Annotated in this window: 15 protein-coding genes; 6 read left to right on the forward strand and 9 right to left on the reverse strand. The window is 25.3% G+C overall.

From position 1 onward, the window contains the following. The first annotated feature begins 176 nt into the window (after positions 1-176). The 3 genes from H8923_RS12660 to H8923_RS12670 all read left to right on the forward strand — a co-directional run bounded on the left by H8923_RS12660 (position 177) and on the right by H8923_RS12670 (position 3,640). Positions 177-2,324: a YhgE/Pip domain-containing protein gene (locus H8923_RS12660; RefSeq protein WP_153972427.1), complete on the forward strand. Its 2,148-nt coding sequence runs from the start codon at positions 177-179 to the stop codon at positions 2,322-2,324. Positions 2,325-2,485: 161 nt separating this feature from the next. Continuing rightward, entirely contained in the window at positions 2,486-3,076 is a 591-nt protein-coding gene (locus H8923_RS12665; protein WP_172976742.1) for a class I SAM-dependent methyltransferase, read from the forward strand. Positions 3,077-3,121: 45 nt separating this feature from the next. Then, on the forward strand, positions 3,122-3,640 hold the full coding sequence (locus tag H8923_RS12670; protein ID WP_153972425.1) for an ECF transporter S component: 519 nt from the start codon (positions 3,122-3,124) through the stop codon (positions 3,638-3,640). 128 nt (positions 3,641-3,768) lie between these two features. Here the strand turns inward: H8923_RS12670 and H8923_RS12675 are convergent, their stop codons facing one another. The 7 genes from H8923_RS12675 to H8923_RS12705 form a co-directional block, all read right to left on the reverse strand. Continuing rightward, positions 3,769-6,384, reverse strand: coding sequence for an ABC transporter permease (locus H8923_RS12675; protein WP_153972424.1), 2,616 nt, complete (start codon positions 6,382-6,384; stop codon positions 3,769-3,771). Continuing rightward, positions 6,385-7,062: an ABC transporter ATP-binding protein gene (locus H8923_RS12680; RefSeq protein WP_153972423.1), complete on the reverse strand. Its 678-nt coding sequence runs from the start codon at positions 7,060-7,062 to the stop codon at positions 6,385-6,387. An 85-nt stretch (positions 7,063-7,147) separates the two neighbouring features. Further along, the gene (locus H8923_RS12685; RefSeq protein ID WP_243139976.1) at positions 7,148-8,404 is read right to left on the reverse strand and encodes a sensor histidine kinase; all 1,257 of its coding nucleotides are present in this window, start codon (positions 8,402-8,404) and stop codon (positions 7,148-7,150) included. Then, positions 8,376-9,077, reverse strand: coding sequence for a response regulator transcription factor (locus tag H8923_RS12690; protein ID WP_153972422.1), 702 nt, complete (start codon positions 9,075-9,077; stop codon positions 8,376-8,378). Before H8923_RS12690 ends, H8923_RS12685 begins: the two co-directional genes overlap by 29 nt. A 334-nt stretch (positions 9,078-9,411) precedes the next feature. Beyond that, positions 9,412-9,858 (reverse strand): hypothetical protein, encoded by a 447-nt coding sequence (locus H8923_RS12695; RefSeq protein WP_153972421.1) that lies wholly within the window; start codon positions 9,856-9,858, stop codon positions 9,412-9,414. A 141-nt stretch (positions 9,859-9,999) separates the two neighbouring features. Further along, positions 10,000-10,338: an ATP-binding protein gene (locus H8923_RS12700; protein WP_187127950.1), complete on the reverse strand. Its 339-nt coding sequence runs from the start codon at positions 10,336-10,338 to the stop codon at positions 10,000-10,002. After that, the gene (locus tag H8923_RS12705) at positions 10,329-11,972 is read right to left on the reverse strand and encodes a sensor histidine kinase (protein ID WP_153972419.1); all 1,644 of its coding nucleotides are present in this window, start codon (positions 11,970-11,972) and stop codon (positions 10,329-10,331) included. Before H8923_RS12705 ends, H8923_RS12700 begins: the two co-directional genes overlap by 10 nt. Positions 11,973-12,152: 180 nt before the next feature. Here H8923_RS12705 and H8923_RS12710 point away from each other — a divergent pair, with 180 nt between their 5' ends. The 3 genes from H8923_RS12710 (at position 12,153) to H8923_RS12720 (ending at position 14,334) form a co-directional block, all read left to right on the forward strand. After that, positions 12,153-12,542 carry a GntR family transcriptional regulator gene (locus H8923_RS12710; protein WP_153972418.1) on the forward strand — a complete coding sequence of 130 codons (390 nt, stop codon included), beginning with the start codon at positions 12,153-12,155 and terminating at the stop codon, positions 12,540-12,542. Continuing rightward, positions 12,535-13,641, forward strand: coding sequence for a DUF5808 domain-containing protein (locus tag H8923_RS12715; RefSeq protein ID WP_153972417.1), 1,107 nt, complete (start codon positions 12,535-12,537; stop codon positions 13,639-13,641). Before H8923_RS12710 ends, H8923_RS12715 begins: the two co-directional genes overlap by 8 nt. A gap of 144 nt (positions 13,642-13,785) precedes the next feature. Continuing rightward, positions 13,786-14,334 carry a cupin domain-containing protein gene (locus H8923_RS12720; protein ID WP_153972416.1) on the forward strand — a complete coding sequence of 183 codons (549 nt, stop codon included), beginning with the start codon at positions 13,786-13,788 and terminating at the stop codon, positions 14,332-14,334. 227 nt (positions 14,335-14,561) lie between these two features. Here the strand turns inward: H8923_RS12720 and H8923_RS17365 are convergent, their stop codons facing one another. Together H8923_RS17365 and H8923_RS12730 are read right to left on the reverse strand one after the other, a co-directional pair. Further along, positions 14,562-14,843: a GNAT family N-acetyltransferase gene (locus H8923_RS17365; protein ID WP_243139975.1), complete on the reverse strand. Its 282-nt coding sequence runs from the start codon at positions 14,841-14,843 to the stop codon at positions 14,562-14,564. A 216-nt stretch (positions 14,844-15,059) separates the two neighbouring features. Continuing rightward, positions 15,060-15,338: a MarR family transcriptional regulator gene (locus H8923_RS12730; RefSeq protein WP_153972415.1), complete on the reverse strand. Its 279-nt coding sequence runs from the start codon at positions 15,336-15,338 to the stop codon at positions 15,060-15,062. Positions 15,339-15,472 lie beyond the last annotated feature (134 nt).

Raw genomic sequence — 15,472 nt, forward strand, 5'->3', positions numbered from 1 at the left:
TGTAGACAAATCTTTGTTTTAATCTACAAATTTCTTCTTTTGTATTTACAATGTAGAAAAAACTGTTATAATATAAAATGATTTTGAATACTAATGTTATCAATTTTAATATTATGATTTCTATAATTAATAGTTTTTTATTAATTATAGAGTTAAAAGGTCGGAGGTATGACTAAATGAAAAATATATTTAAAATTTTCAAAAAGGACCTTAAAGATGTATTTACTAATTTTGCTTTACTAACAGTAATAATTGGTCTTGCAATTTTACCTTCTTTATATGCATGGTTTAATATCAAAGCATCTTGGGACCCTTACGGAAACACTTCAAATATCCTAGTTGCTGTAATCAACGAAGATAAAGGAAGTAAAATATTTGATAAGGATGTTAATATAGGTGATAAACTTATTGATAAACTAAAAGATAATACATCCTTAGGATGGCAATTTGTAAGTAAAGAAGTAGCTTCAAAAGGCGTTGAAGATGGTACATATTATGCTTCAATAGAAATTCCATCCAACTTTTCTGATAACTTAACTTCTTTAGTTAGCGAAGATGTTAAAAAAGGTGAAATAATATATACAGTAAATGAAAAAATAAATGCTATTGCACCTAAGATTACTGATAAAGGTGCTTCTACAATTCAGCTAGAAGTAAACCAAACAGTTGTAAAAACAGTTAGTGAAGTAATGTTCGAAGCTCTTAATGAAATAGGAGTTACTCTTGAAACAGAACTTCCTAAATTAACTAAAGTAGAAAGTTCTCTTGTTGAAGTACAAAGTAAGTTTAAAGATATAGATAAAACTATAGATTTAGCTTCTAGTGCTACAGTGCAAATAGCAGATATAGTTAAAAGTCTCCAAAAAGATATGCCTGCTATACAAACAACTTTAAATAACTCAATTAATTTATCTAATGATGTTAAAACATTTTTAACTGATACAAAGTCAAGTATTAACAGCATTAGTCCTGTTATCAAAAGTGACTTAGAAATAATCAATAGTGTATCAGCATCAGCTTCTAGTGCTGTATCTGATTTAATAACCGCTTTAGATAAAGGTTATGAAAATGCGCCTGAATTAGTTGATAGCTTGGCTAATAAACTTTCTAGCTTATCTTCAACTTCAAAAACTTTAACAGAGTTTTTAGTTAAGCTAGATAAAATAACTCCAGGTAATTCTCTAAAAGATGCTATAGCACAATTACAAAGCATCAACTCTAAATTAGATACTGCTATAAGTGGATTAAACACTGTAAAAGATCAAATAGCTAATGGACAAAAACCATCTTTAACTAATTTAAATGGTATACTAAAAGTAACTAAAGATATTAACAATATAACATCAAATATATTAAATAACTTTGACTCAAAAATAGTTACTCCTATAAATAATATATTTGATCAAGGCTTTACAGTTGCTAATAATGTTTTAGATGTTTTAAATAGAGCTGAAGAAAAACTTCCTAAAGTTAATAATATACTTGGAACTGCTTTAGAATTCTCTGGAAGTGCAAATGATACTGTAGACTTTATAAAAGAAAAAATGCCTATGGCTAAAAATATAGTAAATGAATTAGTCGATGCAGTATCAAAGGTTAATAATAGTGATGATATGGCTGATTTAATAGCTCTATTAAAAAATGATATTGTATCTCGTTCTGATTTCTTAAAGCAACCAGTTGATATAGTAACAAATACATTATATCCAGTTGCAAACTATGGTTCTGCAATGACACCATTCTATACTGTACTTTCTTTATGGGTAGGAGTATTATTACTTTGCTCTTTACTTTCAACAGAAGTACATGGTGAATATAAACCATATGAAGTTTATTTTGGTAGAGGGCTTACTTTCTTAGCTATAACCTTAGTACAAGCACTTATAGTTAGCTTAGGAGATATATTCTTACTAAAAGTAAGTATGATAAATCCATTATTATTCGTTTTAATTTCACTATTTACTGCTCTAGTATTTACATTCATAGTTTACTCACTAGTATCAGTATTTGGTAATATCGGTAAAGCAATGGCAGTTGTATTATTAGTAATTCAAGTTGCTGGTTCTGGAGGAACATTCCCTATTCAAGTAACACCTAAGTTCTTCCAAGTTCTAAATCCATTCTTGCCATTTACCTATGCAATTTCGGCACAAAGAGAGGCTGTTGCAGGAGTTTATATGCCTAACTTAAACAAAGATATAATTATGCTATTAATTTTCTTAGCAGTGTTTATCATCTTAAATGTATTATTGAAAGGGCCTATAAATAAAGCAACTTCTGGTTTTGTCAAAAGAATGGGTGAAAGCGGACTAACTGAGCATTAATATAAAAATAATAATTATAAATACTTATTTTAAATATTTTTGTAATTTTATTGATTATGATTTTAAATAGTGCTACTATTTAATTAATAAAATATTTGTAATAAGGCCATGAAGGTTTTTAATCTTCGTGGCCTTTTTTTATGTCGAAAAAGGGGGATTTTATGGGTCAAGTAGATTTTTTTAATACTGTAGCAAAAAATTGGGATAATATGATTGAAATTAATGATTCCAAAATAAACTATCTCTTAAGCAAATTAGAAATTAAAGAAGATGATAGTATTTTAGACATTGGTACTGGCACTGGTGTGTTAATACCATTTTTAGACAAGCTAGCTCCAAAGGGAATTATAAGAGGTGTTGATATATCTAAAGGAATGCTTGAAGTTGCCATTGAGAAGTATGGCAACAGATCAAATATAACTTTTGATTTAGTTGACATTGAAAATGATGAAATTAATAATGAATATAATAAAATTATTCTTTATTCTATGTATCCTCATCTAGAAAATAAAACCGACACTATTAAAAAGTTAGTATGTAACAATTTAAAACATAATGGTATTCTTATGATTGCTCATTCTAATAGTAGAGATTTTTTAAATAATCTTCACTCAAATGCAGATAAAAGAGTAAAAGATTCTTTATTGCTTGAAGTAAATGAGCAAAAACAAATATTTCAAAATGCTGGACTAAATGTAATTGAAGCTTTTGAAAATGATGAAATGTATTATGTAGTAATACATAAGAAATAATATCAATTATAAATTTAAAGACTTATTGTCAGGGGGAGATTTATCATGAAAACAAAAAAAATAGCTTTATCAGGACTTTTTATAGCCTTTGGAATCATACTACCTATGGTTTTTCATATGTTTAGTATGGGAGGATCTATATTCTTACCAATGCACATACCTGTATTAATGGCAGGATTCTTCTTAGGACCTGTGTATGGTGCAGTAGTTGGTATAATAACACCTATACTTAGTGGTTTACTGACTGGAATGCCACCACTTGTTCCTGTAATGCCTATAATGGCTTTTGAACTTTGCGGATATGGACTTATAACTGGTCTAGTTTTCTCTAAAACTAGTAAAATTTATATATCTTTGATATGCGCAATGATAACTGGTAGATTATTTGCAATAGTAGGTGCTTATCTTGTATCTTTAACTTTAGCACCACAAATAAGTGCGATTACTTATGTAGTTGGTGGACTTTCTACTGCAATACCTGGTATGATAATTCAAATTATATTTATACCTATTTTAGTTAATTTATTATTAAAAAATAAAGAAATTGCAAAAGCAGTTGCTTAGTTTATATTGATAATTCTATGTATTTTTTACATATAATTATAAATTAATCGCAGTAAATATCCCTTTTTACTAAAAAAAATGCTGAATCAAATTAAATTTGATTCAGCATTCTTTTTATTTTGATTATACTATATACTTTCTTGTCTAATATTTTCTATTATATTTTCTTTATTTATCTTTTTCATTGGTATATATGATGCGATAAATGTTATTACAAATATACCTATAATACATATAATAATACTACTCCAAGGAAGTACAAGTCCAAATTGAATAATATCTCCAAGTATGCTATTCATAAGTACTACCATACCTATACCGATAGGAAGTCCATATAATAATGATAAAATTCCATATAATATCCCTTCTAAACATATCATTTTATTAAACCCACCAGGTGTGACGCCTATTGATTTAATAATAGCAAGCTCTCTTTTTCTTAAGTTTATATTTGTACTTATTGTATTTACAATATTAGTTACACTTACTAAAGATATAACTGTTATAAACCCATATACGAATACCTGCATTGCCATAATCGACTGCTCCATTGCTTTTGCTTCTTCTATTTCATCGACTATTTTATAACCTTCTTTATTAGCAATTTCTTTTATTTCATTTCTTGTATTTTCTTGTTTATCTGTACTCATATATACAGAGTTACCATATGATTCAAAATTAAATTTTTCTCCAACTTCATCATAAGTAATAAAGTCAATCCCCATATAATTATAGCTATAAGCTCCTGGAATTAAGTCATCAGTTATAGCCATTACCTTTAGTTTGATAGTTTCTTTTACTTCTTTATCATTTTCTTCATCATAATAACTAACATAAGCATCTATTGTATCTCCTACCTTATAATTAGTTAATATAACTTCCCCTTTTTTCCCTTTTTCTTCATAGTAACTTTCTCTTACTAAGATTACTCCATTTTCCCTTATGGCAGTTTCTTTATCAAAGCTTCCATCTTTTAATTTAAGATTATTTATTGCTATATCTCCAGGCATCTTCACCATTGAATTAATAAAATCATATGAGTATTCATTGCCTACTTTTTCTTTAGTGTAATAATTTTCAATTAAGTCTTTATATGTTTGATTTATATCTTTCTCTTTAACATTTAATCCAATTCCATAATCATTTTGAATAGCAATATTATTTATACCTTTAATATCTTTTAATTCATTTATTATTTTACTACCTTCATTGCTTCCATTTTTATATATATAAATATCATGATTCATTTGACCCATATGAACTGTATTTGCTTTTAAAAATAATGTCATAAAACCACTAAATGATATAAAAATTACAATACTAATTATTAGAGAAAATAATGTTGTTCTAAATTTCCTTTTATTTCTTCTTAAGTTCTTATAAGCAAGTACACCTTCCGTGTTAAATAATAGTCTAACTAATTTAGAGTCTTTTACTTTTCCTAATTTATAATTTCCACTATTTTTTATTGCTTCTAGTGGTGATATTTTAGCAGCACTTATAGCTGGTAATAATGCAGATATAAGTATTGTTATTAAAACTATAACTGTACTAAATATCATTATATATGGGTTATAAACTACTCTTAAGTTCATGTCAGCTATAAATGAAGTTTCAAATAATGCTTGTATAGTTTTAAATACTAAATCTATTGCAACTGTTCCTGAGATTAATCCTATAGGTATCGCAATTATACTAACTAAAATACCTTCTATAAATACAAGCTTCATTACTTGAGATTTTGTAGCTCCAATAGAATTAAGTATTCCAAATTGTTTCTTACGTTCGCTTATAGATATGCTAAATGAATTATATACCGTTGCAATAGTACAAACTATAACTAATGAAGTAACTAAAGCTATAATTGATGTCATACCATTATTTATATTGGCATAAGCACTAGCACCTTGTAATCTTAATAAGTGCTCATTGAAGCTTAAATTTTCATAGAATTCATCTGTATCATTACTATAATGCATTGAACTATTTTCTTCAGTATTTTCTTCTGTAGTTCCTGTTTTTAGTCCTAGATTTTTTGATATTTGTGATGCTATAGTATATACTTCTTTTGGTTTTTTTACAGCAATAGAAACATTAAAGTCATCATTAGCTGGCTGATTATTTATATCTAAATAAGTTATGGCTGTTAAAATACCAGATTCATATTCAAAGCCAGGTTTGTTGATTATTCCTACGATCTTGAAACTTTTGCTTTTAATATCTTTTAAAGTTTCATTTTCACTTTGCCATCCACTTATTTCTTCTCCATTCTCATCTACTCTTTTTCCTATATCAAGAGTTATTGTATCTCCTATTTTTTTATTAATTTTTGATGCAATATTTTCACTTAATACTATTTCTTTATTATTAGTGGGAAGGTTTCCTTCTTTTAGTTTTATTTGATAACCATCAAAAGTAGTTTTGTCATATGCTTTAACTTGCATTAAATTATCTTTCTCTGGATTTATCTTTGCATACCCCAAGTTATCACTAAGACCTGATTTAGTAAGTCCTGCTGACTTTGTTATATAATCTAAATCACTCTTTTTTATATCATAAAAAGTCGCATGAAAATCTCCATCATTTTCTATAGTTTGTCTTATTTGATAGTCCATAAAACTTTCGTATATATTTCCTATACCACATATAAGTGCAGTAGACAGTATTATACTTACAATAGTAACTATTGTTCTTTTTTTATTTTCTTTTAAATATCTTAAAGTTAGAGATGTATATAAATTCATTTATATCACCTCATCACTTTTTATAATTCCATCTTCTATAGTTATAACTCTATCTGCTTGAAGGGCTATATTATTATCATGTGTTATCATTATTAATGTTTGATTATATTTTTTAACTGATAACTTTAATAACTCTAAAACCTCTTTTGAGTTTTTACTATCTAAGTTTCCTGTTGGCTCATCTGCAAGAACTATTGATGGTCTATTTATAAGAGCTCTACCAATTGATGTTCTTTGCTGTTGACCTCCACTTAGCTCATTTGGAAGATGATTTTCTCTTTCCTTAAGTCCTAGAGTTTTTAATAAATCATCTAAAAATTCTTTATCTATCTTTCTATTATCTAATTCTGCTGGAAGTAATATATTCTCCTTTACACTTAATACTGGTATTAAATTATAAAATTGATATATAAGTCCTACATTTCTTCTTCTAAATATTGATAAATCTTTTTCTTTTAAGCTATATATATCTACGTCATTAATATAAACATTTCCATCAGTCGGTCTATCAACTCCCCCTAATAGATGTAAAAGTGTACTCTTACCACTACCACTTGGACCTACTATAGCCACAAATTCACCTTTTTTTATAGATAAATTTACATTTTTTAAGGCATCTACTTTTGCCTCACCACTACCATAACTTTTAGTTAAGTTTTCTACTTTTAAAATTTCCATTCTATCCTCCATAAATTTTCCTTGACTTTATACTCTTAAGTTTACAGATTTACTCTTACACTAAGGTGAATTTAAAAATGACATATTAGTCACTATAGGTTTTATGAAAGATAATATGAAACTCAGCACCTTTATTTTTTTCACTTTTGACATAAATATCTCCATGCTGACTTTCAATTATTGATTTTGCCATAGCAAGTCCTATTCCTACGCTATCTTCTTTTGAACTACTCTTGCCTTTATAAAATCGTTTAAATACATTTGGTAAATCTTTTTTGTCTATACCTTCGCCACTATCCTTTATTACTATTTCAGAGTACAGTGGGTTTTGTTCAAAGTTTATTTTAATGCTTCCATTTACCGGAGTATGTTCAACACAGTTTTTAATTACATTTACTAATGCCTCTGTAGACCAGTTAATATCACCATTATAATAAGCTTCTTCATTTCCAAATATAGTAAGGTCTATATTTTTAAGTTCAATTGGAATTAAACTTGGCTGTACAGATTTTCTTATTAATTCATTAATATTAACTTTTTCATTTTTAAAATCAATTACTTTCGCTTCAACCTTAGAAAGTTTTAGCATACTTTTTATAAGCCACTCCATCCTTGTAAGCTGAGACTTTATTTTATCTAAAAATTCTATTTTAGTTTCTTTTGGTAAATCCTCATACATTAAATCATTTAGTATAATAAGTGATGTCATAGGTGTTTTTAGCTGATGTGATATATCGGATATTGTATTATTTAAAAATACCTTTTCAGCGTTTAAAAGCTCTACCTTCTCTTTTAATATAGTAGTCATCTTTAAAAGCTCTGTCTTTAAAAGACCTATTTGACCTTCTTGATTTCTATTTTTCATTTCATAATTTCTTCCTTCTGAACTGTGATAAACATAGTCAGTCATATCCTTTATATCTTTATATATTTTCTTGAAGTAGCATAAAGTTAAAATTAAAAATAAAAGAAATACTATTATTACAAATAAAATATTTACATTAAATATATCCTTAATACTTGAACTTATAATTGGTTCATACTTTAAATTAATACTAGAATCATAATTGTACTTGTTAAGTACTTGTTTTCCTAATTCTACATTTTCTTTTGATTTACCTTGAGTTATTATATCTACTATATCACTTTCTAAATCAGGATTCTTAGCTAGTATTTGTCCTAATATTGCTTGATTATTTTCCACAACCTTGTCTTTAATTATATTTACATTTATATAACTAACACCTAATAATAATATTATTGTAATTAAAAATAATCCTATAAATCCTCTTATAAATCTTCTTATTTCCACATTAGATAGAAACATCATTTTCACATCCATTCCACTTATATCCTAGTCCCCTTACTGTTATTACATGTTGTGGATCAGTAGAATCATCTTCGATTTTTTCTCTAAGCCTTTTTATATAAACTGTAAGTGTATTATCATTTACAAAATCATAAGTAACATCCCATAACTTTTCTAATATCTGGCTTCTACTTAATACTGTATTTTTATTTTGTATTAAAATTAATAATAGCTTGTACTCTACAGAAGTTAAGAAAATCTCTTCTCCATTTTTATAAACTCTAGCTTCTAAAGTATGTATACTTAAATTTCCAAACTTTAAGACTTTTTTACTTTCACTATTTTTACCTCTTCTTCTAAGTACTGCTTTTATTCTAGAAATAAGTTCTCTAACTCTAAATGGTTTTGTTATATAATCATCACCACCAATATCTAATCCCATAACAATATTTACTTCTTCATCACATGCTGTTAAAAATATTGTTGGAGTATCTTGAGTCTTTCTAATTTCCTTACATAAATCATAACCATTTCCATCAGGTAACATTACGTCTAAAAGAATTATATCGTATTCTTTTTTTTCTATATTTTGTCTGCTACTTTCTAAATCCTTACATATATCCACATTAAAGCCTTCTTGCTCTAGAGCATATTTTACACCAAAGGCTATTGTACTATCATCTTCTACCATTAATATATTTGTCATAATGTCCTCCATTTAATATTTATTATCTATAATTATTATACAATAGCTTCATTAATATAATAGTCTAAATAAAATTACATATTAGTCACATAATATACTTTGTTTAGTTTTCAAAAACGCGGAAAAAGAGGCCTAAAGAAATAGTTGATTGGCGCAACTATACATTTCTTTTAAGCCTCTTTTCCGTATCATAAAAATTATCAAAGGAAAGTTACTAAATTTAATAGGATATTTAATAACTTTTTCACATTTTACATCTAAAATTATTATATTATATCTTTGTTGACCTTGTCAACTAATTTCATTATTTTTTTATTGACCACATCAACTTTTTTTATTCTTCATACTCATCATATTTATCTTTACTTATATCATCTTCATTTATATTAGTTTCATCTTTATCTACTTTTATTTGTTCGACATAATGACTTAACTCTTTAGGCGATACTATATCTTCATTTTCAAAATTTAATCTTCTTGAGTTAAACTCATCAACCTTTTCTCTTAATTCTTTATCTTCAGCTTCTTCTCTTTTTTTAACTTTTTCTTTTATATATTCATTTTCATAATAGTCTTGATCTAATTCATCTTCATAAGATTGTAGGTATTCTAAATCTTCATCTAATTCTCTATCAGCCATACAGTTTTTTATGGCTCTATATGAAACATATGCTCCTACACCTGCTAAAACACCAACAGCTGCATACATCATCATTTTTTTATCTTTCATTCTTCTTTCAACTTCTTCTTCAGCTACTTTAGTTATAAGATATTTAATCATTAGACTTCACTCTCCTAGTATTTTTCTTCTACTAGATATAGTATTTGTATTATTAAAATAAAAATTATATTATATTATAAAATACATATATTGTTATTATTTCCTAGATTAAATATCTGATACAAATTAACTATAAATATATTATATATCTGATAGCTCTAATTTTACTTTTTCACTTAAATGATCTATACTAAAATCTGTAACTTCTAAATCTTTTGAATTATCCTTTTGTAATATTATCTTTACAATTGTTCCTTTATTTTCTACACTACTTATGTCTATTGTTCCATTTAAAGCTTCTACCATTTGTTTTACAATACTTAAACCAATTCCGCTTCCTTCACTTGTTTTTATTGTACTTCTATCCGCTCTCTCAAATCTCTCAAAAATATTTTTTAATTTTTCTTTAGGTATTCCTACACCAGTATCTTTAATAGATATAATTATAAGCTGTTCTGTATCTTTAATATTTACATCAATATGTCCATTTTTTTGTTATATTTTATTGAATTAGACAATATATTTAGCATTATTTTTTCCATTAGATCAGTATCTATTAATGAATATATCTCTTCTTGTTCTGTGTCGAAAACTAATTCTATATTTTTATCTTCAGCATAATTTAAAACGGATAAAGTGATTTCTTCTACCAAGTTAACTATATTTACATATTTTAAATTAACATTAATTATATCACTTTCTAATTTAATAGAATCTATAAAATTATTTGTAAGTCTAATCATTCTATTGCAATTTTGCTTAATAATATTATTAAATTCTAATAAGTTCCCATAATTTCTATTTTTAATATTTAAGTCTTGCATTTGTACTGTAGAGTAAATTACATTTATTGGTGTTTTAAAATCATGCGAAATATTTGCTAGCACTTGATCTTTTATTTCTTCTTTCGTTTTATTATATTCTAGTTCTTCTTTTATTTTTGCTAGCTTAATCTTATCTTCCATATTCTTTATTATTGATATATTTAATATTTTATTATTTCTATTTTTTAATATAGTAGTTTGCTCTCCATAAAATTCAGTATTATTGAAATTATATTTCAAATTTAAATATTGTAAAGAATTACTTATATCATTAAGATTTTTAACACATTCTTTTTCACTTTCATCCACTAGTTCTTCAATTGTTTTTCCTAAAATACTATCATTATTTTCTATATTAAAATATTCCTTAATTTTTTTATTTATAAATACTATTTTTCCATCTTCTGATACTATTACACCATCAGGAATATACATCAATACTTTTTCATACCTATGTTTATAATCTTTAAGACCTTTGCTTACTTCTTCTAATTTTTCTTTTTCCTTTAATAGATTTCTATAAAGTATTTGATTAGGTCTTTTGATAATATCAAAATAATATATTCTAGTAACGCATATAAAATAAATAATGCTAGTTATTATTGAAACTAAATATGTAAAATTCCCATCTATATTCATGGATTTTCTTAATATTTCTGATAAAAATACTATAGATATATGAAAAACTCTAGCTATATAGTATATATACAAATCTTTTAAAGTTCTTTTTGATGCTCTTTTATCTATATTTTTAAAATTTTTTAAAGCATATAACAGACCTAATATAAATGTGAATGTTATTACATAAAATAATATAGTCACGCCTTTTTTTGTGTATAATTTAGGGAATATTGTTGTGTTATAAATAAGAAGTACACCTATAGATGTAGATATAAGACATATATTAATTATTTTATTTATATTTAATTCTATTTTCTTACTCTTAGTTATTAAAATTAATAATATAACCTCTATAGTAGTTGCTAATACATATATTTGCAAATCCTTATTTAAATCAATGGGTTTATTTAAATTTGTTAAAATACTAAATCCACCAACTATATTCATTATTCCCTTAATTGTAAATAACATTGCTATTTGCTTATAAATTTTATCTTTATTCAAGTCGAAATTTGATACAGTTACTAAAAAGCAGCATATAGCTATACAACTATTTAATATTAATATCATATTAAATAGTATTCTTGTATCAACTCCCTCAAATAATAAATAGCCTATAATTATTATAAATAAATATATTTTACTTATACTTTTAATACTTTCACTCATACAATTCTAATACCTCCTGACATATTAATAATAATACATTTACTGGTAATTTTCTACATGAAATCTATTTTCAATATTTAAAGGTTTGTAATTAAGTTTTTATATTATAAGGCTTAAGAAATTTTCTTTTTTCTGTTATACTATCTATATAACAACTATTAAATAGATTGAGGTGACTTTATGATTTTAAAATTAGATTTTAATAGTGATAAATCTATATATATACAAATAACAGAGGAAATAACTAAAGCAATAGCTAAAGGGGAACTTAAAATTAATGAATCATTACCTTCAGTTAGAAGTATGGCAGAAAGTATAGGTGTTAATCTTCATACAGTTAACAAAGCATATAATCAGTTAAAAGATGATGGATTATTAAATATTGATAGAAGAAAAGGTGCTATCATTGCGAATTTACCTATGAAAGAAAATAGTAAAACAAGAGAATCTACAAAAGATGACTTAGAACTTTTAACTGCTAAATCTTATTTATCTGGCATGACTAAAGAAGAGTTTTTAGAGTTAAGTAGCAAATTATTTGATTCTTATGAGGTGAAACATTATGAATAATATATTATATTTATCTTCATATTTTCTTCCATTAATAATTTTATATCTTATTTTTAGCAACATGAATATTCTTAATGGTAATAAGTATTTGTACGGTGTGAATATAGATAAGAATTACATTGATGAGAATCAAATAAAGGCTTTTAATAAAAAGTTTAAATTTTATCATACTATAGGATTTATTGTAGTACTACTTTTATTTATTATGTTTATGTTTTTTTCAAATAATATCGAGATAGGATTTACTTTTGCTTTAATTGCTTATTTAGTATATAGCTCTATTATTTATGTAATACTTCATAGTAAAATAAAAAATATTAAATCTGAGTTATTAAAAAACAATGTAGTTTCAGAAAGAAAAACTGCTCAAGTTTTTGTAGATATGGAATTTTTAAATGAAAGGGATAAATTGATAAATAAGTTTAAATACTTATATCTAATACCAATACTTATAGTTTTAGTAGGATGTATATTTACTTTTATAAATAAAGATAATTTAGGTGAATATATACCAACGCAATTTGATTACAATGGCTCTGTTCAAGACTTTATACCTAATACTACTATAAACTTATTAGGATGCTTATTATCAATGTTAGGTTCAGTAATTTTAATAAGCTTCATAAGTATTAGCTCTTTAAAATCTAGATTAAAGGTTGATACTGAAAATATCGAAATAAGTAAATCTGAAAATATTAAGTATTTAAGAAAAACTGGTTACGGTTTTTTCATACTTGTGATTTCATTTACGCTACTTGCTATTTGCTCATTTATAAGTATGTTTGGTATAAGTATAAATCCTTTTATATTTAAAATAACAACATTTATTACTTTAGCATCAGTGGTCTTATTATGTTTAAATTTTGTTAAATCTCCTAATTCAAAATATACATCTTCTTATTCTTCTGAAGATGATGAGAAAAATTGGATTTTTGGTATGGTATATAACAATCCTAATGATCCATCTTTTATGGTTCAAAAACGATTTGGTATAGGATGGACTATAAATATAGGTTCACCTTTAGGAAAGTTATTTTTTATAACTACTATAGTAGCCCTTGGATTTTCATTATTTAGTTTGATAAAAAATATGTTTTAATTAGAACTATTATTAGCTCTTATTAAAATTATCATATAAAAGAGTTGTATTATAATGATTAAATAAGCTAATCTTTTAAATAACAGCTCTTTTTTATTTCTTATGATATAATAAATTTATATAATTTAGTATTGGAGTGTACATATGAGTGATATAAATATAGGCGAAAAAATATCTCTAATTAGGAAAAAACAAAATTTAAGCATTCGTGATTTGGCAAAACTAGCTGAGGTTACACCTTCTCTTCTTAGTCAGATAGAAAGAGGTCTTGCTAATCCTTCAGTAAACTCTTTAAAATCAATTTCTTCTGCTTTAAATGTCCCTCTTTTCACATTCTTTATGTCTGAAGTTAACAAAGAGGAGTTAATAGTTAGAAGTGATAATAGAAAAAAAGTTATATTGCCAGGAAGCAATGATGTCATTTATGAGATTTTATCTCCTAATGATAATTCTAATGATTTGGAGTTTGCAATTATGAATTTAGCTCCTAATACTTCATCTTGTAATGATCCTATTCATCATAGAGGTTATGAAATTGCTTATATCCTAGAAGGTGAAGCTGTACTTTATATGGATGAAGATAAGTTTATTTTAAATAAAGGTGATAGTGTAAAAGTACCTGTAGGTGTTAATCATAAATGGGAAAACCAATCAGATAAGGAAAGTAAAGTTATATTTGCAGTTGTATTGTAATAATAAACTAGATTTAATATGGTGTTCATATTATAAACTATTTTGATACAAAAAAGTAGGAGCATTTGCTCCTACTTACAAGTTATCACTATATTAATATTACAAAGTATTATATATCATTTAAGTTTTAGTGTTATAAAACCAAATGAAAACTTTTTAATTAACATTTCATATTCTTCTTGTATTCACTTAACCTTTTATTAATACTTTTTACTTTTAACATATTATCATAACCTTTTGCTAAATAAAAAGCATATTAGATGTACATCTTCACTATTCATCTTAAGCAGTATATCTTTTCTTCCAGACTGTATAAATCCTCTATGTAAATAAAACTGATAAGTAGAGCCACTATCTGTATATAAATATATTAATTTATCTTTTTCTTGTTTTTCCAATTCCTTTAATAATAAAGAGCCTATACCTTTTCCTTTGATAGTAGGGTCAACTGCAAAGAAATTAATTTCTCCATCAACCTTATTATTCTTTTTAAACTCTTCTAAAAGCATAATATTAGCATTATCATATCAACTAATAAAACACCCACTAACTCATTATCAATATAAGCACCTAGTGCTTTGGTAGCTTTAGATATTTCTAAATACCAAAAATATTTACTATATAGTTATAATTCTAGTTTATTACTTGTATACCAATTTAAATTCATTCCTTCAATTGCAAATTTTCGAGCTTTATTAAAGTCTTTTTTCATCAACTCTTTTATTTTAATATCCATAATATACTCTTTTATCCGTTTTAGATAAAGTTTTTACAACATATTCTGATTTAATAAATTTATTTATTATTTGAGTAGCACCAGACTTTGAAACTTTTGACTTTGATGCAAAATCAGATAGTGTTATTTGCTCTGAATTATATATAATATCTAGATACTGAAATTCTTTTTCTGTTAAATAATAGTAGTTTAATATATCAGAACTATCATAATATTTATCCATGAAATTGTTATATATTTCATTAAATACAAAAATAAAATTCTTCATAAATCCTCCTAATAGTTAATTAAATTAATTAATTTGCTTAACTATTATATCCATAAAAAATATGATATGATAATTCCTTTACTTGATTTAATTATAATTTTATATTTACCTTGTTCAATGTAATTAAACTAATT

The sequence above is a fragment of the Romboutsia faecis genome, from assembly GCF_014323405.1.
Lineage (GTDB): Bacteria > Bacillota > Clostridia > Peptostreptococcales > Peptostreptococcaceae > Romboutsia_E > Romboutsia_E faecis.